General features: G+C 71.9%; 17 protein-coding genes. 7 read left to right on the top strand and 10 right to left on the bottom strand.

The window, feature by feature from the left end:
* The first annotated feature begins 4 nt into the window (after positions 1-4).
* On the top strand, positions 5-2,758 hold the full coding sequence (locus tag ABZW14_RS15115) for a bifunctional YncE family protein/alkaline phosphatase family protein (RefSeq protein WP_355345668.1): 2,754 nt from the start codon (positions 5-7) through the stop codon (positions 2,756-2,758).
* 34 nt (positions 2,759-2,792) lie between these two features.
* Here the strand turns inward: ABZW14_RS15115 and ABZW14_RS15110 are convergent, their stop codons facing one another.
* Positions 2,793-4,031, bottom strand: coding sequence for an MFS transporter (locus ABZW14_RS15110; RefSeq protein WP_355345665.1), 1,239 nt, complete (start codon positions 4,029-4,031; stop codon positions 2,793-2,795).
* A gap of 71 nt (positions 4,032-4,102) precedes the next feature.
* On the opposite strand from ABZW14_RS15110, the gene ABZW14_RS15105 reads away from it, so the two are divergent.
* From ABZW14_RS15105 to ABZW14_RS15095, 3 genes are all read left to right on the top strand, one after another.
* Entirely contained in the window at positions 4,103-4,945 is an 843-nt protein-coding gene (locus ABZW14_RS15105) for a LysR family transcriptional regulator (protein WP_355345662.1), read from the top strand.
* Positions 4,946-5,012: 67 nt separating this feature from the next.
* Positions 5,013-5,780, top strand: a complete 768-nt coding sequence (locus tag ABZW14_RS15100; protein WP_355345659.1) for a L,D-transpeptidase family protein — start codon at positions 5,013-5,015, stop codon at positions 5,778-5,780.
* A gap of 31 nt (positions 5,781-5,811) precedes the next feature.
* Positions 5,812-7,050, top strand: a complete 1,239-nt coding sequence (locus ABZW14_RS15095; RefSeq protein WP_355345656.1) for a glycerophosphodiester phosphodiesterase family protein — start codon at positions 5,812-5,814, stop codon at positions 7,048-7,050.
* 89 nt (positions 7,051-7,139) lie between these two features.
* On the opposite strand, the gene ABZW14_RS15090 is transcribed toward ABZW14_RS15095, so the two are convergent.
* The 5 genes from ABZW14_RS15090 to ABZW14_RS15070 all read right to left on the bottom strand — a co-directional run bounded on the left by ABZW14_RS15090 (position 7,140) and on the right by ABZW14_RS15070 (position 13,879).
* The gene (locus tag ABZW14_RS15090) at positions 7,140-8,549 is read right to left on the bottom strand and encodes an ABC transporter substrate-binding protein (RefSeq protein ID WP_355345653.1); all 1,410 of its coding nucleotides are present in this window, start codon (positions 8,547-8,549) and stop codon (positions 7,140-7,142) included.
* Between the two features lie 19 nt (positions 8,550-8,568).
* Positions 8,569-9,399: a carbohydrate ABC transporter permease gene (locus tag ABZW14_RS15085; protein WP_355345650.1), complete on the bottom strand. Its 831-nt coding sequence runs from the start codon at positions 9,397-9,399 to the stop codon at positions 8,569-8,571.
* A complete protein-coding gene (locus tag ABZW14_RS15080) occupies positions 9,396-10,361 on the bottom strand; it encodes a sugar ABC transporter permease (protein WP_355345647.1) in 966 nt (321 codons plus the stop codon). Before ABZW14_RS15080 ends, ABZW14_RS15085 begins: the two co-directional genes overlap by 4 nt.
* Positions 10,362-10,526: 165 nt before the next feature.
* Positions 10,527-10,928: a hypothetical protein gene (locus ABZW14_RS15075; RefSeq protein ID WP_355345644.1), complete on the bottom strand. Its 402-nt coding sequence runs from the start codon at positions 10,926-10,928 to the stop codon at positions 10,527-10,529.
* Positions 10,929-11,095: 167 nt separating this feature from the next.
* Positions 11,096-13,879, bottom strand: a complete 2,784-nt coding sequence (locus tag ABZW14_RS15070; protein ID WP_355345641.1) for a LuxR C-terminal-related transcriptional regulator — start codon at positions 13,877-13,879, stop codon at positions 11,096-11,098.
* Positions 13,880-14,041: 162 nt separating this feature from the next.
* Here ABZW14_RS15070 and ABZW14_RS15065 point away from each other — a divergent pair, with 162 nt between their 5' ends.
* Genes ABZW14_RS15065 through ABZW14_RS15055 form a run of 3 tightly spaced genes read left to right on the top strand, consistent with a single transcriptional unit; the run spans position 14,042 to position 16,434 of the window.
* Positions 14,042-14,632: a dihydrofolate reductase family protein gene (locus ABZW14_RS15065; protein WP_355345638.1), complete on the top strand. Its 591-nt coding sequence runs from the start codon at positions 14,042-14,044 to the stop codon at positions 14,630-14,632.
* A gap of 34 nt (positions 14,633-14,666) precedes the next feature.
* The gene (locus tag ABZW14_RS15060; RefSeq protein WP_355345635.1) at positions 14,667-15,146 is read left to right on the top strand and encodes a cupin domain-containing protein; all 480 of its coding nucleotides are present in this window, start codon (positions 14,667-14,669) and stop codon (positions 15,144-15,146) included.
* Positions 15,147-15,162: 16 nt separating this feature from the next.
* Positions 15,163-16,434, top strand: coding sequence for a GDSL-type esterase/lipase family protein (locus ABZW14_RS15055; RefSeq protein WP_355345632.1), 1,272 nt, complete (start codon positions 15,163-15,165; stop codon positions 16,432-16,434).
* A 63-nt stretch (positions 16,435-16,497) separates the two neighbouring features.
* Here ABZW14_RS15055 and ABZW14_RS15050 read toward each other — a convergent pair whose 3' ends face one another.
* The 4 genes from ABZW14_RS15050 to ABZW14_RS15035 form a co-directional block, all read right to left on the bottom strand.
* The gene (locus ABZW14_RS15050; RefSeq protein ID WP_355345629.1) at positions 16,498-17,040 is read right to left on the bottom strand and encodes a DapH/DapD/GlmU-related protein; all 543 of its coding nucleotides are present in this window, start codon (positions 17,038-17,040) and stop codon (positions 16,498-16,500) included.
* Positions 17,041-17,046: 6 nt separating this feature from the next.
* On the bottom strand, positions 17,047-18,033 hold the full coding sequence (locus ABZW14_RS15045; protein WP_355345626.1) for a LysR family transcriptional regulator: 987 nt from the start codon (positions 18,031-18,033) through the stop codon (positions 17,047-17,049).
* A 105-nt stretch (positions 18,034-18,138) separates the two neighbouring features.
* Positions 18,139-19,698 (bottom strand): MDR family MFS transporter, encoded by a 1,560-nt coding sequence (locus ABZW14_RS15040; protein ID WP_355345623.1) that lies wholly within the window; start codon positions 19,696-19,698, stop codon positions 18,139-18,141.
* Between the two features lie 80 nt (positions 19,699-19,778).
* Positions 19,779-21,452, bottom strand: a complete 1,674-nt coding sequence (locus ABZW14_RS15035; protein WP_355345620.1) for a Na+/H+ antiporter — start codon at positions 21,450-21,452, stop codon at positions 19,779-19,781.
* Positions 21,453-21,470 lie beyond the last annotated feature (18 nt).

Here is a 21,470-nt window from a genome sequence, read left to right as displayed (position 1 = left end):
CCCCATGCAGGTAACACGCCGCCGTCGGCGTGTCGAGAAGGGCTTACCCGGCCTTCTCCGTCGACGCATCGGCCGCCGGCTCCCCCTCGTCACGGCGGGCACCACCGCCGTCGTCGTCGCGGCCGGCACCGGCATCAGTTTCGCCCAGACGCACCAGTTCGGCACCGACCAGGTCGGCCAGCTGACCGACAAAGGCCTGGTCGTCTCCGACGACCAGTATCTCGACCCGATCGGCGAGCGCCTCGTCCTCAACAACGGCAAGATCATGTCGTCCTCCGTCAGCCCGGACGGCTCGCACCTGGCGGCCTCGGTCACCGACGGTGGGATGGCCCTGGCCATCGTGGACCTGAAGAACTACCGCGTACAGCAGCTCGTCGGCAACAACGCGGCGGCGGACCTGCGTATCAGCGGCAACGACGTGGGCCAGGAGGGCCCCACGTACTCGCCCGACGGCTCCCGGCTGTGGCTGGGCCAGGCCGACGGCTACCGCACGTTCACGGTGAACCCGGACGGCACCCTCGCCGATCCGGCCTTCATCCGGATTCCGCAGGACGGGCCCCGGCGGGCGCTGGCGAGTGAGGCGGTGTTCTCGCCCGACGGCTCCACCGTGTACTCCGCCGTCAACGGCCAGAACCGGGTGGTCGCCATCGACACGGCGACCGGTGCCATCCGGCAGAGCTGGGCCGTGGGCAACGCCCCGCGCGACCTGATCATGGTCGGCGGCAAGCTCTACGTCAGCAACGAGGGCGGGCGTCCCGCGAAGCCCGGCGAGCCCACGATCAACTCGTACAACACCCAGGTGCCGGCCGACCAGGTGACCGCCTCCACCACGACGGGGACGGTCAGCGTCATCGACCTGGCGAACCCGGCCGCCGCCGTCGCGAGCATTGATGTGGGCCTGCACCCGACCGCCCTGTACGCGAAGAACGGCGCGCTGTTCGTCACGAACACCAACAGCGACGACGTGTCGATCATCGACACCGCGCGCGACAGGGTCGTCCAGACCATCGCCACCCAGCCGTGGCCCGAGGCGACCGTGGGCTACCAGCCCAACGCCGTGACGCTCACCGACGACGGCCACCTGCTGGTGACGCTCGGTCGCGCCAACGCCGTCGCCGTCTACCGGTACACGACCCCGCTGGAGCCGGTCAGCTACGTCGGCCTGCTGCCGACGGACTACTTCCCCGCGGAGATCACCACCGTCGGCACGGACGTGCTGATCTCCCACACCCGTGGCATCGACGCCCGCCGCCCGACCACCGGCGCGGGGCACGGCACCCACGACACCACGTCGAGCCTTCAGCGGTTTCCGCTGCCCAGCGACAAGGTCATCAGGTCCGAGACCGCCAAGGTCTTCAGCCAGAACGGTTGGACCGGCGGCTCGGTCAAGCTGGCCGAGGGCAACAAGGCGAAGCCGGTGCCCGTGCCGCAGCGGCTCGGCGACCCCTCGACGATCAAGCACGTCTTCCTGATCGTCAAGGAGAACCGGACCTACGACCAGGTCTTCGGTGACGACCCCCGAGGCAACGGCGACCCGTCGCTGGCGCAGTTCGGCGAGAACGTGACGCCCAACCAGCACGCGCTGGCCCGGCAGTTCGGGCTCTACGACAACACCTACGACATCGGCACGAACTCGGCCGAGGGTCACAACTGGCTGATGCAGGCGGACAACCCGGAGTACACCGAGTCCACGGCCGGCGAGTACATCCGCAGCTACGACACCGAGGACGACGCCCTCGGCCACCAGCGGACCGGCTTCCTCTGGACCGGCGCGCAGGCGGCGGGCAGGACCGTGCGGAACTTCGGCGAGTTCCACCAGTTCCTGACCAAGCCGGCCGGGGCCACCTGGCAGAACCTGTACTGCGACACGAAGAACATGGCGGCGACGGGGCAGGACACCGCGTACCGCCTGGTCTCGTCCTCCCCGATCCCGTCGCTCAACAGCGTGTCGGTGTCCGGCTTCCCGAAGTACGACCTCGGCGTGCCGGACATCTACCGCTACGAGATCTGGAACCGTGACTTCCAGAAGAACGGGCCGGCGAACCTGAACATGTTCTGGCTCTCCAGCGACCACACCGGTGGCCCGCCGAACGCGGCCGCTCAGGTCGCGGACAACGACCTCGCCGTCGGCAAGATCGTCGACACGATCTCGCACAGCCCGTACTGGAAGGACTCGGCGATCTTCGTGGTCGAGGACGACTCCCAGGCCGGCCTCGACCACGTCGACGGCCACCGCGCCCCGATCCAGATCATCAGCCCCTGGGCCCAGCGCGGCGTCGTGGACAACCACTACTACTCCCAGATCACGATGATCCGGACCATCGAGCAGATCCTCGGGATCCACCCGATGAACCAGAAGGACAGCGCGGCCAGCCCGATGCGTCAGGCGTTCACCAGGAAGCCGGACCTCACGCCGTTCACCGCGGTGCCCAACCGGACCTCGCTGACCGCGGGGCTGGCCACGCCGCCTTCCTGCGGTCTGGACACCCCCGCACCGCAGAACCCCCTCGCCGCGGCCGCGCCGGCCGCGACCGTGCCGGCGGACAAGCAGCAACTGGCGGCGCGGTGGGACGAGTGGAAGTCGCACCAGCGGCTGACCGGGCCGGACGCCAAGCCCGACTACGCCAATCCCGCCCAGATGAACCACTTCACCTGGTACCAGGCGCACGACTGGAAGAAGCCGTACCCCGGCGAGGACGAGATCTTCGCGCCGGAGGACGTGCCCGGCGCCTACCTCCCGCCGGCGGAGTCCGACTGACCTGACCCGATCGCGTCCGGGCCTCCGGCCGGCGTCACCGCCGGTCGGGGGCCCCGCTCGGCTCCAGGCCCGGCGCCCCGTCGTGCGCGGGATCCCCGAGCGGGGACCGCGCTCGGGCGGGCAACCGGCGGGACAGCAGGCCTCCGGCCAGCGCGGCGGCGAGGCCGGCCAGCCCGGCCACCGCGAAGCCGCCCGCGGGCACGGAGACGTCGATCGCCACTCCGGCGATCGGGGATCCGAGCGCGAAACCCGCGCTCTGCGCCGAGGATTGCAGACCTGTCGCCTCACCCCGCACGCCGGCCGGCGCCAGCCGGCTCACCGCGTCGGCCACCGCGGACAGGGTCGGCGCGGTGAGAAGCCCGGCGCCGGCCACGGCCACGCAGAGCCAGGGCCAGTCGCGGGCGAGCCCGGCCGGGATCGTCACGAGCCCGAGCAGGCCCAGCAGCAGCCACGTGGGCAGCGGCCGGGGCAGCGCGCCGTAGATCAGCCCGCCGGCGACCGAGGCGCCGCCGAACACGGCGACGACCACGGCGGCCCAGGACATCTGACCTGCTTCCCGGAGCGTGGCGACGATGGCGAGGTCGACGCCGCTGAGCAGCGTCGTGGCACCGAACGCCATCATCAGCACGGCGACGATGCCGACGCCCAGCCACTCGCGGCGCGGCGGCCGCCCGGCCGCGCCCGCAGCCGCCTCGCCCTCGTCCCGCAGCGGCGGGTTGAGCAGGGCGATGCCGGCCCCGCCGGCCGCGATCGCGGCGCCGACGCCCCACGCCACCACGTCCGGGGACGTCGTTGCCGCAGCCAGGATCACCACCGCCGGGCCCACGACGTACGACAGCTCGCCCTGCACCGCTTCCAGCGCGAACGCGGCCCGGCGGTGCCGGGCCGTCGTCATCGCGGCGATCGCCTGCCTGGTCACCGCCTGGGCCGGCAGCATCAGCAGGCCCGCCACGAAGGCGGCGCCCAGCAGGATCCCGTACGGCAGGATCGGCACGCTCAGCCAGAACACGACCTGCACCACGACGGTGACCAGCAGGACGGTCCGCAGGCCCCGCCGGTCGATCAGGCGGCCGAGCAGTGGCCCGCCCAGCGCCACTCCGGCGGTCAGCGCCGCCGCCACACCGCCCGCCGCCGCGTAGCTCAGGCCCAGGCCGAGCACGACGCACATCGTCAGGGCCATCACGTCGGCCGTGATCGCGGCACGGGCGAGCAGCGAGACGCCCAGCAGGGACGCCATCCCCGGCACGGCGAGCACTTCCCGGTATCTCCTCACCGTTTGACGCTAGAACCGTCGCCAGGCGATAGGAAGTGCTTAATTCGTTGGAGATGGCATAATCGATTCTTATGCCCAGGGATTTGGAGACCGCGTTGCTGCGGTCGTTCGTCACCGCCGTGCGGGCGGGCAGCATCAGCCGCGCCGCGACCGCGCTCGGGCAGACCCAGCCCGCGCTCAGCCAGCAGTTGCGCAAGCTGGAGAGCGTCGTCGGCCGCCCGCTGCTGCACCGGTCGCCGTCCGGTGTCTCGCCGACCCGGGCCGGTGAGGAGCTTCTGCCGTACGCCGAACGCATCCTCTCGCTCTCCGCACAGGCACTCACCGAGACCGGGCGCGCGCTCACCGGCCGCTGCGGCATCGGGTTGCTCGAGGACCTCGCCGCGTCGCAGCTTCCGCAGGCCCTCGCCGACCTCGCCCGGCTGCACCCCGGCGCGACGCTGGAGGTGCTCAGCGTGTCCACCACCGCCATGCGCGAGGCCTACGACGCGGGCCGAGTCCAACTCGTGCTCGACGAGGCGCCGGACCTCCCCGGTCCGCCGCGCTGGACGGTACGCCGCCCGCTGGTCTGGGCGATCGGCCAGGGCGTGGACGTGGCCGCCGATCCGCTGCCGGTGGTGCTGTTCACGGGCACGTGCTCCTGGCGCCGGTCGGTGCTGGAGACGCTGGAACGCGCCGATCGGCCCTGGCGGGTGGCGTTCGAGAGCAACAGCCTGGTCGGTGTGCTCGCCGCGTTGCGGGCCGGGCTCGGCGTCGCGGCGCTCATGCCCGCGAACCTCGAACCGGTCATGGCCTGCCACGACGCGGACGCCCTGCCCACGCTGCCGGACGTCGAGCTCGGTCTCGCACGGCACCCACGCACCGACGGGGATCCGCTGATCGACGCCGTGGAGACCGCGCTACGACGCACGATCTGAATTCCGCGGCAGGTCATCGCCGCGCGGGGGACGGCCGGAAGGCCATCGACGTGAAAGGATCTGCCGAATGAAGCGGAGATCCCTGATTCTCGGCACGGCGGCCGGCGTCGCGGCTCCCGTCCTCGCCTCGGGAGCGACGCCCGCCGCGGCATCGACCACCGGCGCCACCACCGACCCGCCCCGCCCGCGCTACTACTCGCCGAGCAACAAGGCCAGCATGCTCCGCACCCTGCCGACGGGCACGCGGCAGGTCGTCGTCGTGACCGCGGCGAGCTACCGCACCAGCTACGCCACGCTGGAGACGTTCGCGAAGGTCGACGGCCGCTGGACGCCGGTCTCCGCGGCACTGTCCGCGCGGATCGGCTCCCAGTTCTTCAGCGACCATCACATCGAGGGCGTCCCGACCACGCCGACCGGCGTCTACTCCATCGGCCCGACGATGTACGGCATCGCGGCGAACCCGGGCGTCCGGCACCCCTACCACCAGCTCGTCGTGAACGACTGGTGGAACGAGAACCCGAACTCGTCCGCCTACAACACCTTCCAGCACACGACCACCAACCCCGGTGGCCTCAGTGAGGCGCTGTGGCAGGAGAAGCCCGCGTACACGCACTTCGCCGTGATCACCTACAACATGCCGCCGAACGTGGCGAAGCCCGTGGCGAACGCGGGCAGCGGGATCTTCCTGCACGAGTTCAGCAGCACGCCGTCGGGCCCCACGGCCGGCTGCGTCAGCCTGTCGCACGCCGACCTGGTCAGCGTGCTGCGGTGGCTCGACCCCACGGCTCAGCCCCGCATCGTGATGTGCCCGCTGGAGAGCCTCTACCGCTACTGAGGCCCGCTCCTCGACCGGAGGAGGTTCCTGGATGAGCGTGAGCCGGTCCCCACGCTCCGGCCTGGCCGCCGGCGCGCCCTCCGACGCGGCGGTGCCGGTGGTCGCCCCGGCTCCCCGGGCGCACCCGGCCTCGCCGGTCACTCCGAGCGGCGGGCATCCCACGGCGTACGCCCACCGCGGATCGTCGGGTACGGCACCGGAGAACACCGCGGCGGCGTTCGAGCTCGCGATCGCCGAGGGCGCCGACTACATCGAGACCGACGTGCAGCTCAGCGCCGACGGGGAGCTGGTGGTCATCCACGATGTCACGCTCCCCCGCACCACCGACGCCAGGATGGCGTTCGCGGACCGCGCACCGTGGAACGTGCACGACTTCACCCTCGCCGAGCTCAAGAGGCTCGACGCCGGGGGGTGGTACGACGACGACTTCGTCGGCCAGCGCATCCTGACGATCGACGAACTGCTCGACCTGCTCGGAGATCGCATCGGCCTCAACCTGGAGCTGAAGTCGCCCGCGGTGAATCCGGGGCTGGCGTACGCCGTCGCCGACCGGCTGCGCCGGCGTCGGGACTGGATCGAGCCGGGCGCCCGGCCGCGGCCGCTCATCGTCGGGTCGTTCGACGAGCAGGCCATCCGGGACTTCCACGCGCAACTGCCGGACGTCGCGGTGTCGTTGATCGCCTACGACGTGCCGGCGAGCGGAAAGCTGACCGATCTGGCCGGGTGGGTCTGCTCGGTCAACCCGGACATCCGCCGGCTGCGGCCCGAGGACGTGGCCCGCGTGATCAAGGCGGGCATGGCTGTCGTGCCGTGGACGGTCGACTCGCCGGAGTGGTGGCGGTGGGGGGTCGACGCCGGCCTTGAGGGAATGATCACCAACTATCCGTACGCCCTGAGGAACATGCTGCGCGGCCGCGACCCGGTGCCCGGCGCGGCGGGTGTGGTCGTCGAGGACATCGTCCACCACTCCCCCGGCGACGAGTCGCCGTGGGCCGGTGAGCATGTCGTCCTGCGCAACGCCTCCGGACGGCCGGTGGACGTCAGCGGCTGGTATCTGCGGAGCCAGTCGTCCGACCGGATCGTGGTGGGCGACGGCTACGTCATCCCGCCGGGCGGGGCGCTGCGGGTGTACACCGGCCCGGGCACCGATGACCCGACCACCTACCACAACGGCCGCACCACCGCCGTCTGGAACGGCACGAAGGGCGACTCCGCCGGGCTGCACCGCGCCGACGGAACCATCGTCGACCTGTACGCCTACGTCGTCTGAGCCGGCCGGGCCTCGTGCCGACGAGCATCGAGGGGCCGGCTCTGTCGGAGCCGGCCCCTCGACCGGAGGCTGATCGGTGGCGCTGGTGGTCAGCCGACCGACTTGTTGTAGCTGTCGATCGCGGGCTGCACGCTCGCCGCGGCGTCCTTCATGGCCTGGTCGGCCGGCTTGCTACCGACGATCGCGGCCTCCAGGCCGTCCTCGGACGCCTTGCGGGCCTGCGGCATCACGCCGAGCAGGCAGCCGGCCGACGCGACCGACGGCGGCAGCGCGTGGAGCTGGTCCACGGCGGTCTTGAACTGCGGGTACTGCGCCACCCAGTCCTTGTCGATCTGCTCGTCGAGTGCCTTGGCGTTGACCGGCACGTACCCGGTGCCGGTGTGCCACTTGGCCTGCTCGGCCGGGCTCACGGCGAACTTCACGAACTCCCACGCGGCACGCTTCTCCTTGTCGCTGTGCCCGACCCCGTTGATCCACAGCGAGGCGCCGCCGATGATCGGCCCGCCCGTGGCCGAGCTGCTCGCCTTCGGATACGGCGCGGTGAGCACGGTGAACTTGCCCTTCGCGGCCTCGACGTAGCCGCGCATGGCGCCGGTGGACTCCAGGTGCATCGCCACGGTGCCCGCCTTGAAGGCGGCCTGGGCGTCGTCGGTCTTGCGGCCGGTGTTGGTCGCGTAGCCGCCCTTCACCAGGTCGACCCACCACTGCGCGACCCGGACGCCGGTCTCCTGATCGAACTGCACCTTCGTCGCCAGGCCCTTACGCCCGTTGCCGTTGTCGCAGTACTCCTTGCCGTCGGTGGCGATCAGCTGTTCCAGCAGCCAGCCGTAGATGGCGGCGCCGAAGCCGTACTGGACGGTCTTGCCGCCGGCGTCCTTGACGGTCAGCTTCTTCGCCATCTCCCCGATCTCGTCCAGGTTCGTCGGCGGCTTCGTCGGGTCGAGGCCGGCCCGGACGAAGGCCTCCTTGTTCAGGTACAGCAGCGGGGTGGACGTGTTGAACGGCATCGACTGCAGCTTGCCGTCGATCGAGTAGTAGTTGGCGATGTTCGGCTCGATGTCGCCGGCGTTGAACTTGTCCTTGTCGATGAACTTGAACATCGGCACGGTCTGCTTGGAGTCGACCATGAAACGGGAGCCGATGTCGTAGATCTGTACCAGGGCGGGCGTGTTCTTCTGCTGCACGGACGCCTTGTACTTGGCGATCGTCTCGTCGTAGTTGCCCTGGTAGATGGCCTTGACCTCGACCTTGCCCCCGCTCTGGGCGTTGAAGTCGGCGACCAGCTTGTCGATCGCCGCGGCGTTGGCGCCCTTCATCCCGTGCCAGAACTCGATGGTGGTCTTGTCGGTGGCCTTCTCGAGCACCTCAGCGCCCGGGGCGTCGAGCGCGTCCTTGGCCGAGTCGGTGCCGGATCCCGATCCGCCGCACGCCGTCAGCGCGGCGGCGGCGGCCAGGGCGACGAACGCGGTCACGGCCCGGCGGAGCTTGGGTTGTCTCACGGATTCTCCTCTTCACGAGTTAACGCAGCGCGCCGGCGGTGAGGCCGCGGACGATGTAGCGCTGACCGAAGAGCACGACAGCCAACGTCGGGAGCAGGGACAGCGCGACGCCCGCGAGGACGAGGCCCGGTTGCGCCACCTCGGCGTCGTTGAGCTGCGAGATGCCGATCTGCAGCGTCTGGAATTCGGAGTCGCGGATCAGGATCAGCGGCCAGAAGTACTGGTTCCACGCCGAGAGGAAGACGTAGACGCCGACCGCCGCGATCGAGGGCTTGGACAGGGGCACGATGACCCGCCACAACAGGCGCCAGTGACCGCAGCCGTCGATCACCGCGGCGTCCCGCAGCTCGGTCGGGAACTGCAGGAATGCCTGCCGCAGCAGGAACGTGCCGAAGGCCGAGGCGAGGAAGGGCAGCACGAGGCCGAGGTAGGTCAACCCGCCCCGGGCCAGGCCCCATCCGGAGATGGCCAGGTAGTTGGGGATGATGATCGCCTCCCACGGCACCATGAGGGTGGCGAGGAACAGACCGAACGTCGCCGCCTTCGCCGGCAGGCGAAGGAACGCGAACGCGTACGCGGCCAGGATGCTGGTGACGATCTGCGCCACCGTGACGGCGCCGGCCTGGATGGCGGAGTTGACGTAGAAGCGACCGAGCGGCACCGAGCGGAAGACGTCACCGATGTTCTGCCAGTGGAGCTCGTGCGGCACCAGCGCGGGTGGGTAGGTCGCCAGGTCGCCGGGGCCCATCACGGCGCCGACGAAGCCGTAGTAGATGGGGAACAGGACCGGGATGGCGGCCAGGCCGAGCACGACGTAGACGGCGGCCCGCCCGAGGCTGAACTTCTTCATCGGTAGTGGACCCGCCGTTCGAGGATGCCGAACTGGACAGCCGTGCAGCCGAGCATGACGACCAGGAGCACGACTGCCTGGGCGCTGGCCGAGCCGAAGTCGGAGGACCCGAAGGCGAACGCCTTCTCGTAGATCGAGTAGACCAGCGTGGTCGTGGCCTGGTCCGGGCCGCCCTTGGTCAGGATGTGGATCTGCCCGAAGCTCTGCAGCGCGTGGATCGTGGACACCACGACGAGGAAGAACAGTTGCGGGGAGAGCAGCGGCACGGTGATCCGGGACGCCAGCCGCCAGCCGGACGCGCCGTCGAGCCGCGCCGCCTCGACCACCTCCGGGGAGATCGCCGCCACGCCGGCGGAGAGCACGAGGACGTTGTAACCGAAATTCATCCACACCGTCGCGGCGCAGACGGCGGGCAGCGCGATCGACGGGTCGGTGAGCCAGTTGACCCGGTCGATCCCGAGGGAGCCGAGCAGGCCGTTCGCCACCCCGATCGCCGGGTTGTAGATGACGGCGAAGACCACCGACGCGGTCGCCACCGAGAACGCGAAGGGCAGCGCGAAGGCGGTGCGCATCACCCGTACGCCGCGGATGCGCGCCTCCAGTAGCAGCACCACGAAGAGCGCGCCCAGGACGGCCGGCACCACGGAGAACAGGGTGAACAGGCCCGTGGTGGCCAGCACCTTGCCGAACTCGGCGGACAGCATCTCCCGGTAGTGCTCGGCGCCGACGTAGACGGACGGGGCGCCGAAGAGGTCGTTGCCGTGGACGGACAGGTAGAGGGTCCGCCCCAGCGGCCAGAACACGAACAGCGCGAAGACCACGACCGACGGCAGCAGAAGGAGCCACCCGAGACCGGTCTCGGTGACGCGGGCCGGCTTCCCCCGCCGGACGGTGGCGGGCGCGGATTCCAGGGTCTCGGCGGCGTCGTCCGGTGGAGCGCTGACGGTGTGAGGGGGAGGCACGGCAGCACACTACCAACGAGATCGACTGAAAGAAATCCTTCCATGCGTGACCCGGAGCTGGAAGTTTCTTCCTGGTACGAGTGTCTCCGGCTTCCGGTTCGGTCCGGTCGCCGAACCGTCCGCCGGAGACCTCACCGCACGTCGGCGGTCACGGCGCGGTGGCGCTCAGCCGCAGTTGCCCCAGCTGGACCGGCCGGCGCTCTGCCAACTGGTGCCGTACAGGACCTCACCGCGGTACATCACACACTTGTCGACGGCGGAGCGCTGGATCGCGGCGTAGTACTTGAAGTTACCCGAGTCGTCGACCCAGGATCCGCCCTCCACCCGGATCCCCGCGGAGGCTCCGGTCGTCGAGCCGACGGCGACCCGCTTGAGAGTGGCGACGCAGTTGTAGCCGCTCGCGCTGTTGTACATCAGGTAGACGTCGCCCACCTTGGTGCCGTCCGGCGCGTAGATCGACCGGTGGCCGTCACTGGCGTACGCCCACGAACCACCGAAGTCGTTGTTGCACGCCTGCGCCGCGGTGAACGGATTCGTCGCCGCCTGCGCGGGCGAGGCGAGTGTCACCGCGCCAAGGGTCGCGGCGAGAATTCCAACGGCCAGTCGTCGCGCTGATCCGCGCACACGTACCTCCAGATGCTTCGGCGCGGAAACCGCGCACATGAGCCGTCATGATCCCACAATGGACAAGCCGCAAGATCACCGCCTCGACGGTGTGGGGCGCCCTCGGCCACTCAGCGGTGGGTCAGCTCGGCCAGTTCCGCACGCCCCTCGGCGGCCCGGGCGGGCAGCAACAGCAGGGTGCAGGCGCGTTCGAACCGGACGTCGTTGCGCTCCCACGCCGTGACCGAGGTGGCCAGGGCCTCCTCGTCGTGGTGCAGCCGACCGGCGGCGCGGGTGAGGCAGGCAGCCGCCCAGTCGTTCTCCCCGCACACCGGCGCCGCCGCGGCCAGGCGCTCGGACGCGTCGGGCAGGCCGGCGACGACGGCGAGTTCGGCGGCGGCGGCCCGGGCGTAGGGCTCGTACCTGCTCTGCGGGTAGTCACCGAAGGCGCGCTGGACCAGCGCCGCCGCGCCCTCCAGCCGGGAGGTGTGCACGGCGAACCGCGCGTCCACGAAGGCGAGGAACGGGACGAGGCTCGGCAGGTGCTCGGCATCGGCGAGGCCGGTGACCGCAAGCGCCCGCCTCCGCCACCGGCCGAAGCTCTCGGCGTCGCCGAGCAGGCCGTGCGCCAGCGCGGCCGCCAGGATGACCGGCGACAGCCAGGGGGCGGGCGGGCGGCCCGCCCGTTGCCAACCGGCCCACATGTCGCCGGCATGGCGCACCGCCTCGGCGAACCGACCGGTGAGGGCGAGGGCCGGAATCAGCTTGCTCGCCGACGCGTACGGGTGGTTGCTCACCAGGTCGTCGTGCTGCACGCGGCGGGCCGCGGCCAGCGCGGCCGGCATGTCGCCGGCCGCGAGGGCGTACGTCGCCGCCATGTGCAACGCGTCGACGATCTCCGGGCCGGCGTAGGGATCGTCGCGCGGCAGCCTGGGCAGCAGGGTGATGCGTTCACCGGCGACCCGGTGCGCCTCGCGTAGCCGGCCGGCCCTGGTGGCTGCCGCGCTCACCGCCTCCAGGCCGGCGCTGACCAGCACCGGATCGCCCGCGGCGCGGGCAGCGGCGACCGCGGCGGCGGCGAGTTCCGGATCCGGGTCGCGCCACTGCCCGCGGGCCGCCCACGCCGTCGCCAGCGCGAGGCAGGCGGCCACGGCGGGCCGGTGCGGCGCCCCACCCGCGGTCGCCTCGTCGAGCAGGTCGCGCAGCCGCTGCTGGGGTATCTCGGCGGCCGGCTCCGAGCTGAACCGGTTGGCCAGTTCCACCGCCCGGGCCAGTACGACGGCCCGGGCGTCGCCGTCGCCGGCCGCGCCCGCCCGCTCGGCGGCAGCCAGCAGCTGACGGAACGCCCACGGGCTGGAGTTGGTGACGACCACGACGCAGTCGGCCGCGCTGCGCAGGTCCCGGGCGGCGTCGGCCGGGGTGGGCGCGTGGGCGGCCGCGCGCTCGAAATGACGGGCGGCTTCGAGCAGGAACCGGTGCGCGTACGCGAGACGGCCGAGTGAACGGGCCAGTTGGTGGGCGAGCGGGCTCGGCCCCGGCGGGCAGTTCGCCAGGGCGGCCCGGAGGTCGTCGGCGACGGCGTGGAAGTCGGCCGGCCGACCCGCCTCCGAGGTCCGGTCGCCGGCGCCGCGGTGCCCGCGCGACCGGTCGGCCGGCCACCGCTCCAGGCCCGATGCGGTCGCCGCGGCCCAGCGCAGGTGCCGTTCCCGCAGCACCGGCTCCTCGCCGGCCACGGCGAGCTGTCCGGCGGCGAAGGCCCGGACCGTCTCCAGCAGCCGCCACCTGCTCGTCCCGCCCCGGACGTGGACGACGAGGCTCTTCTCCACGAGCCGCCCGAGCAGGTCGGCGACCGCACCGGACCCGGCCGCCTGGCTGACCGTCGCCGCGGCGGTCAGGTCGAAGCTCCCCACGAAGACCGACAGGCGCCGGAACAGGGTGCGTTCCTCGTCGTCCAGCAGGTCGTGGCTCCAGTCCAGCACCGCGCGCAGCGAGCGGTGCCGCCCGTCCGCGGTACGCCCACCGGCCAGCAGGCGCAGGATGTCGTCCCGGGCGGCCAGTAGGCCCGTCACGCCCAGTGACGCGCTTCGCGCGGCAGCCAGCTCGATCGCCAGGGGCATCCCGTCGAGGCGGGTGCACAGGTCGGCGACGACCGCCGGATCCGCGGCGAAGTCCGGGTCGGCCGCCCGGGCCCGGTCCTGGAACAGGGCCACCGCGTCCGTGGTCGGCGGAAGGGGCGCCACGGGGACGACCTGCTCGCCGGGCACGGCGAGGCGCTCGCGGCTGGTGGCCAGGACGGTCGCATCCGGGCAGGCGGACAGGACCCGCTCGACGAACTCGGCCACCGCATCGAGCAGATGCTCGCAGTTGTCCAGCACGAGCAGGGTGCGGCCCTGGCTGAGGCGATCCACGATCGCGGGCAGCAGCGGCTGCTGCGCCCGTTCGGTGACCCCGACCGCGGCCGCCACGGCCTGGGCCACGAAGCCGTCCCGGACCGGCACGAGATCGACGAACACCCCGCCGAGCGGAAACGAGCGTGCCGCCGCGCCCACCACGCAGGCCAGCCGGGTCTTGCCCACCCCGCCGGGGCCCACCAGGGTCACGAGCCGGTTGTGCTCCAGGGCGGTGCGGATCGCGTCCCGCTCGGGACCGCGCCCGACGAATTCCGTACGCGGGTCGGGCACCCCGGCCAGCCTGCCGGCCGGCGTGGCGCCGCCCTGCGGCGGCTCGGCGAGTGCCGCCAGCTCGAACCGGTCGGCGACGCCGTACTTGCGCAGCAACGACGAGACGTGGCTCTCCGCCGTGCGCACCGAGATGAACAGCCTCTCGGCGATCTCGGCGTTCGACAGCCGCAGCCGGAGCAGGGCGAGCACCTCCGCCTCACGTCTGGACGGCCGCTCGGTGCTGGTCGAGGACACACCTCATTGTCCCGCACCTCGGTCCGGGACATCAGTACCGGCTTTCCGTACGCGAATCCGTGGCCGCACGGATGTCCGCCGACCCCCGCCGGGAGCAGGCTGGGCCCACGTGAACGGGACCGGCGGCGAGGCCGGCCGGTACGAGCGAAAGGACCGCGAACGATGACTGGCACGAGCGCCGCGCCCACCAGGAGGGTGATCGCCTCGACGTACCTCTCCCTCGACGGCGTCATCGCGAACCCGCACCTGTGGATGCCGCCGTACTCGGCCGAGGAGGGCCGGCGGTACGCGCTGGAGCAGCTGTTCGGCAGCGACGCTCTGCTGCTGGGGCGCGCCACGTACGAGGGCTTCGCCCAGGCGTGGCCGAGCATGCCCCGCGACGAGGCCGGCTTCGCGGACCGGATGAACAGCCTGCCGAAGTACGTCGTCTCGACGACCCTGCGACGCGCCGACTGGAACAACTCCACGATCCTCGCCGGTGACGTCGCGAAGGAGGTCGCCGAGCTCAAGCAGCGGCCCGGCAAGGACATCCTGATGTACGGGTTCGGCCGGCTCGCCCGCACCCTGCTCGACAACGGCCTGCTCGACGAGCTGCGGTTCTGGCTGCACCCGGTCTTGGTGGGAAACGGCCGGGTGGCGGACGGCGACCTGCTGTTCCGAGACGGCGGCACGGCGGACCTGGAACTCCTCGGACAGACCGAGCTCGGCTCGGGCGTCGTCCTGCTGCGCTACCGGCCCGCCGCGAGGCGGTAGCGCCGGTCACGCCACGGATCGAGGGAGAACCGACATGACGTACCCCCCACCGCGGTACCTCGGCGCCGCCGGTGAGGCCAGCGCGACGTACCGCAGGGCCGACACCCGGCCCGAGCTGCGCCACGCCAACGGCGGCGGGGCGCACTACCTGGCCACCGGCGCCACCACGAACGGTCAGTTCGGCCTCTACCGCTGGGACATGGGGCCGACACCGAGCGGCCCGGCCCCGCACTTCCACCGCCGCATCTCCGAGTCGTTCTACATCCTCGACGGCTCGGTGCGGATCTACGACGGCAGTCGCTGGATCGACACCGAACCGGGCGATTTCGTCCACGTGCCCGAGGGCGGAGTCCACGCCTTCCGCAACGAGTCCGGCCTACCCGCGTCGATGTTGCTGCACTTCGCGCCCGGCGCACCCCGCGAGGGCTACTTCGAGGGGCTGGCCGGGCTGGCGGCACTCAGTGAGGAGGAACGGACCGAGTTCTTCCTCCGCCACGACACCTACTGGCTCTGAAAGGACGTGTTCCACGATGTATCCGAAACGTCGTCACCGCGCGATCGGCGCGGCGCTGGTGGTCGCCGGCCTGGCGACCATCGCCCCGGCGGCGCCGGCGGGGGCCGCCAGCCACCACGACGCGACCCGCGGCTGGTCGACCAGCTGGGCGAGCGCGCCGCAGCACCCGGTGCCGGGCAACGAGTGGGACGGGCCGAACTGGTCCACGGACGGCTTCAGCGATCAGTCGGTGCGGCAGGTCGTCCGGCTGAGCGTCGGGGGCGACCAGGTGCGGATCCGGCTGTCCAACCGCTACGGCACCGGGCCGCTCCGCCTGACCGGCGCGACCGTCGGCCGGACCCGCGCGGGCGCGGAGATCCGGCCCGGCACCGTCCGCCGGCTGACCTTCGGCCGCTCGGCCGGCGTCACGATCCCGGCCGGCCGCGACGCCGCCTCCGACGCGGTGTTCCTGCCCACGAGTCCGCTGGAGCGGCTGACCGTCACCCTGTACGCCGCTCGGCCCACCGGTCCCGCCACCTTCCACGAGAACGGGCTGACCACCACCTACCGCGCCGCCGGCGACCACCGGTACGACCGCGGCGGCCGCGCCTTCGCGGGCGAGGTCAGCGACTCCTGGTACTACCTGACCGGGGTGGACGTGGCGGGCGGCGCCCGCGCGACCCGGGGCACGGTGGTGACCATCGGGGACTCCATCACGGACGGGTACGGCTCCACACCCGGCGCGGACAGCCGCTACCCCGACCAGCTGGCCGCACGCCTGGCCGCCGCTGGCCGGCCGATGGGCGTGGCGAACGCCGGGATCAACGGCAACAAGCTGCTCACCGGCTCGACCTGCTACGGCGAGAGCATTCTGGCCCGCTTCCGGCGGGACGTGCTCGACCAGCCCGGCGTCCGTACGGTGATCGTCCTGGCCGGCCTCAACGATCTCGGCACCAGCGGGCTGCCCGACTTCGGCTGCGGTCCCTCGCCCGAGGTGAGCGAGGACGATCTCATTGCCGGCCACCGGGCGTTGATCCGCGCCGCTCGCGCCCGCGGAATCACCGTCCTCGGCGCCACCCTGACTCCGGTGGTGGGCAGCATGTACGAACCGGCCGAGGGACCGCGGGTCGCGGTCAACCAGTGGATCCGCACCAGCGGCGAATTCGACGCCGTGATCGACCTCGACCGGGCGCTCGCCGACCCGGAGAAGCAGGGCCTCCGGGCGGCGTACGACTGCGGCGACGGGTTGCACCCGAACGATGCCGGGATGCGGGCCATCGCCGACGCGATCGACCTCGACCGCCTCTGATGGTTCCCTCCCCCTGCGCGGCCGCCGTGTGCCGGCGAAGGCGGGACGGCCTCGAACGGGCCGTCACCATCGTCGGCGCACGGCGGCCTTGCCGCCGGTCACCAGGCTTGCCGGCGGAACGTCGTCGGCCACCACCGCGCCGGCCGCGACCACGGCGTCCCGGCCGATGCTGACGCCGGGCAGGATCGTGGCGCCGGCGCCGATCCACACGTTCTCCGCCACGTCGATGGGTGCGCCGCTGAGCCAGCCCCGCCGCTCCTCGGGATCGACCGGGTGGCCGACGGTGATGAACGTGGCCTTCGGGCCGACCATCACCCGCTCGCCGAGCCGGATGCCGGCGTAGTCCAGGAACGTGCAGTTCTGGTTGATGAACACACGCTCCGCGAGGTCCAGGTGAAGACCGTGGTCCGTGAAGAAGGGCGGATAGATCGTGACCTTCGCCGGCAACGGCCGCCCGAGGATCCGTTCGAACAGCTCCGCCCTGCCCGCCTCGTCGGAGAAGGGCAGGGCGTTCAGGCGGGAGGTGAGCTCGCTGACCCGCAGAACCCGCTCGGCCATGGCCCGGAACTCGGCGCTGTGGATGCGCAGGAGACGGTCTCTGGACATGTCACGTCATCTCTGTCGGGGGTGGGGTGTGCCGGCATCCGCGAGGTCGCCGGTCGCCGCGCCCTGGCGCCGGTGCCAGGACGGGAGCCAGACCGGCTCCGGGAGCCCCGGCAGGCTGCGCAGGTGGGCGACGATCGCGCGGAGTCCCGGGTGCGGATTCGTGCTGGGGAGGATGAGCGAGAGCGGGTACGCCGGCGTCGGATCCACGACGGGGATGCGGCGCAGGTCGTGGTTCGCCGGCCAGATGTACCGGTCGCGCGACCCGACGAGGGTGGCCACGTCGGCGGAGTCCGCGAGGGTGTCCAGGAGCACTTCGTCGCCGAAGTGCGGGCCCGCCGCGTCGATGCGGAGGTCGAAGTCGGTGGCGAGTTGGTCGTAGAAGTCCGCCCATTCGCTCCGGGGCGCGATGCCCGGCACCCAGATCCGGTGCTTGCGCAACTGCGGTGGCGTCAGCCGTCGCGCCGAGGCGAGCGGATGTCTCGGGCCGACGAGAAGTTCCAGCGGGGAGTCGAAGGCGTGGATCATCTGCACGCCGCGTGGCAGCGTGGCCGGGTCGGTGACGGTGCGGAACGAGGCGTCGACATCGCCCGCCTCGACGGCGGCGACCGCCACGCGGGGGTCGTCGACCCGGAGGGTCACCACGTCGAGACGGGTTCCGGGATGCGACCGCCAGTAGTCGTGCAGGACGACTGCCTGCGCGCTGCGCAGGCCGAGAACGTCGATCCGGAGGGCCCGGGAGCCCGGCCGGACCGCCGCGACGGCGCGCTCGACGCCCGTGACGATGCTCCGCGCGTGCGGGAGGAACGCCTGACCGTCGAGCGTCAACTCGACCCCTCGGGCGGTGCGGGTGAACAGCCGCACCTCCAGCTGGCGCTCCAGGGCGGCGATCCGCTTGGAGACCGCCTGCTGGGTCACGCCCAGTTCGTCGGCCGCATGCTGCAACTGGCCGAGTTCGGCCGCCCGGACGAACGATCGCACTGCCTCCGTGTCCACCGGTTGATCGTATGCACTCACAACTGATGGTTGTGGCTCGCCGAGGACGGGGTTGTGTGTCCCGCTCCGGCAGGACGGCCGGGAGCCGGTCGCAGCGGTGGGCAGCTACTCGAAGGTGAGGTGGTCGCTGCGGCGCGGCATCAGCAGCACCGCACCGAGCCCGAGGACCGCCAGCAGGGCCAGCGCGATGAAGACGTGATGCGTCGCGTCGTACAGCGACGTGCGGACGTAGTCGGCCACCGCCGGCTCGGCGGACCGGCTGTGCCCGCCCAGGACGAGGCTCGTGGCGTCGACGTGCTCGGGCAGCCGGGCGCCGACCTCCGCCGGCGGATGCGCGAAACGGTCCGCGAGGGTGGCGTTGGCGATCGCCCCGAAGACGGCGGCGCCGACCGCGCTGCCCAGTGACCGGCTGAACATGTTGGCCCCGGTGACCACGCCCCGGCGGTCCCAGCCGACCACGGACTGCACGGCGACCAGGGTCGGGCTGGCGGTCAGCCCGAGCCCGACGCCGAGCACGAAGGCGGCTGCGGCGGCCGCCCAGATCGCGGAGTCCGGCGCGAGCAGGGTGGTCAGCGCCGCGCCGCCGATCACGAAGACGCCGCCGATGAGGGCGGTGTCACGGAAGCCGACCCGCAGGTAGATCCGCCCGGCGAGGCTGGCCGCCAGCGGCCAGCCGACCGACAACGCCGCGAGGGCGAATCCGGCCACCAGCGCGCTGGTGCCGAGCACCCCCTGGGCGTACGTGGGCAGGTAGGAACTCAGTCCGATGGTGAGCGCGCCGACGCACAGCGCGGTGAGACTGCCTCCGGCGAGCACACGGCGGCCGAACACCCACAACGGGAGCACCGGCTCGGCGGCGCGTCGCTCCACGGCGACGAAGGCGGCGAGCGCGACGACCCCGGTCACGAGGATCGCCACGCTCTGGACGGACGCCCACGGCCAGGCCACGCCACCCTGGAGAAGCCCGAGGATGATGAGCCCGAATCCGACGGTGAGCAGGGCCGCGCCCGCGTAGTCCACCCGGTGCCTGGTGCGGGTGATCCGTTCGCTGAAGTGACGCGCGAGCGCCCACGCCGCCACCGCACCGAGCGGCAGGTTGAGGTAGAAGATCCACCGCCACGACAGGTATTCGGAGAAGACGCCGCCGAGGGTGGGGCCGAGCACCGCGGAGATGCCCCAGACGCTGGCCAGGTAGCCCTGCACCCGCGCGCGTTCCTCCACCGTGTAGAGGTCGCCGACGATCGTCATGCTCATGGGCTGCACGGCGCCCGCCCCGATGCCCTGCACGGCGCGCGCGACGATCAGCGCAGGCATGCTCCATGCGACGCCGCACAGGATCGAGCCGAGCAGGAAGAGCGCGATGCCGAAGAACATCACGGGCCGGCGTCCCAGCGAGTCGGCGAACTTGCCGTAGATCGGCACCGTGACCGCCTGGGTCAGCAGGTAGATCGAGAACAGCCACGGGAACTGCGAGAAACCACCGAGGTCGCGCACGATCGACGGCACCGCGGTGGCGATGATCGTGGAGTCCAGGGCGACCAGCCCGGTGCTGAGCATGATCGCGGCGAGCACCGGGCCACGATCGGAACGGAAGCCGACGCTCTTCGCGATCGGGTCACTGTCCGCCGGCCCCGTACCGCTGCCGGCCGCAGGTGTCGCCACCATGCACGCCACTCCTCCGCCGGGCTGGTAACCACGTCAAGCCGCCCAGGTCACCGTACCGGCGGGCGCCGGGCCGGGGCTTCTCACGGTAGCCGGGCGGGCAGGCGCAGCTCCTCGAGGTCCAGTTCGCGCTCGAGGACGCGCAGCCCTTCGTCCGGCAGCTGGCCGGCGTCCCGCCACCGCAGCAGCTCCTCGCGCTGGGCGTCGATCGCGGTCCGGCGGATGCGCAGCGCCGCTTCGTACGCCGGTGAGACCGGCACCCCGGGCAGGTCGGCCGCCTGGAGCAGGTCGAGGCGACCGCGGTAGCGGGTCAGCCGGCCGTGCAGTTGCGCGCGCATCGACTCGACGGCGTCGATGTTCTCCGGCTCCTCGGCGGCGACCTCGGACAGCCGCGCCAGGGCGGCCTCGACCGATGCCGACCGTGCCTCGTTCCGGACCCGGACCTGGTCCGCCTCGTCGGCACGCAGGCCCAACGCCCGCACCAACGGCGCGAACGTGAGCCCCTGGCCGACCAGCGTCACGAGCACGACGACGAAGGCGCAGAACAGCAGCAGGTCCCGGTCCGGGAACGGTGCTCCGCTGTCGGTCACCACCGGCAGCGTGAAGATCGCGGCGAGGGTGATGACGCCGCGCGTGCCGGACCAGCTGAGCGCGACGACCTCGCGTCCGGTCAGCCGCCGGGCGTTGCGCGCTTCCCACGCGGCGCGGCGGGCGGAACCCGGCGTGTCGTCGTCGTACTCGGAGGCACCGCCGAGGCGGGTGTGCATCCAGCGGGGCAGCAACTGGTTCAGGACCAGCCACAACGGGCGCAGCAGCAGCACCACGCCGACCGACACCGCTACCGCGATGACGATCGTCGAGGTGTCGTACTGCCGCAGTCCGTGCACGACCTTGGGCAGTTGCTGACCGATCAGGAGGAAGACGAACCCTTCGAGAAGGAAGTCGACCAGCCGCCACACCGCGCTCGTCTGGAGCCGGCTGGCGCCGGAGGCGAGCCGGGGCGTGTAATGCCCGACGATCAGCCCGGCGACCACGACCGCGAGGACTCCGGAGACGTGCAGTTCCTCGCCGAGCAGGAAGGCCACGAACGGCGTGGCCAGCGAGACCGCGTTGGACAGCAACGGGTCCCTGGTCAACGGCCGCGCCACACGGACACCCCACGCGACCACGGCGCCCACCACGATCCCGCCGGCCGCCGCGAGCACGAACTTCCCGGCGGCCGCGGCGAAGGAGAAGGTGCCGCTGACGGCCGCGGTCACCGCCACGCTGAGGATCGTCAGTGCGGTCGCGTCGTTGAGCAGCCCCTCGCCCTGGATGATGGTGACCAGCTTCGGTGGCAGGTTCACCCGCCGGCCCACCGCGAGCGCCGCCACCGGGTCGGGAGGCGCCACGGCCGCGCCGACCGCGACACCCGCGGCCAGGGTCGCCCCGGCGACGAACAGGTGGAACCCGATCCCGATGGCCATCGCGGTCACGAGCACCAGGACCACGGAGAGGCTCACCACGATGCGCAGGTTCCTGCGGATCGCCAGCAGCGACGAGTCGAGCGCCGCGCTGTACAGCAGCGGTGGCAGAACGATGGTCAGCACGATGTGCGGGTCCAGCGTGATGTTCGGTCCCGGCAGGAGCGCGTAGAGGATGCCGATCAGCGTCAGGAGCGCCGCCGAGGGCAGACCGCTGCGCGACGCCAGCCACCGCGCGAAGACGATGACCGCGACGGCCGCCAGGACGAACAACAGCAGGATCTCGGGACTCACCTACGCATTCTCCCTGAC

The organism is Micromonospora sp. NPDC004551, assembly GCF_040609975.1.
In the GTDB taxonomy this organism is placed as follows: Bacteria; Actinomycetota; Actinomycetes; order Mycobacteriales; family Micromonosporaceae; genus Micromonospora.
This window is presented reverse-complemented; position numbering and strand designations above follow the sequence as displayed.

Coding starts and splice junctions, on each gene's coding strand:
- ABZW14_RS15065 (WP_355345638.1), top strand. CDS start 14,042: ATGACTGGCACGAGCGCCGCGCCCACCAGGAGGGTGATCGCCTCGACG.
- ABZW14_RS15105 (WP_355345662.1), top strand. CDS start 4,103: ATGCCCAGGGATTTGGAGACCGCGTTGCTGCGGTCGTTCGTCACCGCC.
- ABZW14_RS15095 (WP_355345656.1), top strand. CDS start 5,812: ATGAGCGTGAGCCGGTCCCCACGCTCCGGCCTGGCCGCCGGCGCGCCC.
- ABZW14_RS15050 (WP_355345629.1), bottom strand. CDS start 17,040: ATGTCCAGAGACCGTCTCCTGCGCATCCACAGCGCCGAGTTCCGGGCC.
- ABZW14_RS15115 (WP_355345668.1), top strand. CDS start 5: ATGCAGGTAACACGCCGCCGTCGGCGTGTCGAGAAGGGCTTACCCGGC.
- ABZW14_RS15100 (WP_355345659.1), top strand. CDS start 5,013: ATGAAGCGGAGATCCCTGATTCTCGGCACGGCGGCCGGCGTCGCGGCT.
- ABZW14_RS15060 (WP_355345635.1), top strand. CDS start 14,667: ATGACGTACCCCCCACCGCGGTACCTCGGCGCCGCCGGTGAGGCCAGC.
- ABZW14_RS15040 (WP_355345623.1), bottom strand. CDS start 19,698: ATGGTGGCGACACCTGCGGCCGGCAGCGGTACGGGGCCGGCGGACAGT.
- ABZW14_RS15085 (WP_355345650.1), bottom strand. CDS start 9,399: ATGAAGAAGTTCAGCCTCGGGCGGGCCGCCGTCTACGTCGTGCTCGGC.
- ABZW14_RS15055 (WP_355345632.1), top strand. CDS start 15,163: ATGTATCCGAAACGTCGTCACCGCGCGATCGGCGCGGCGCTGGTGGTC.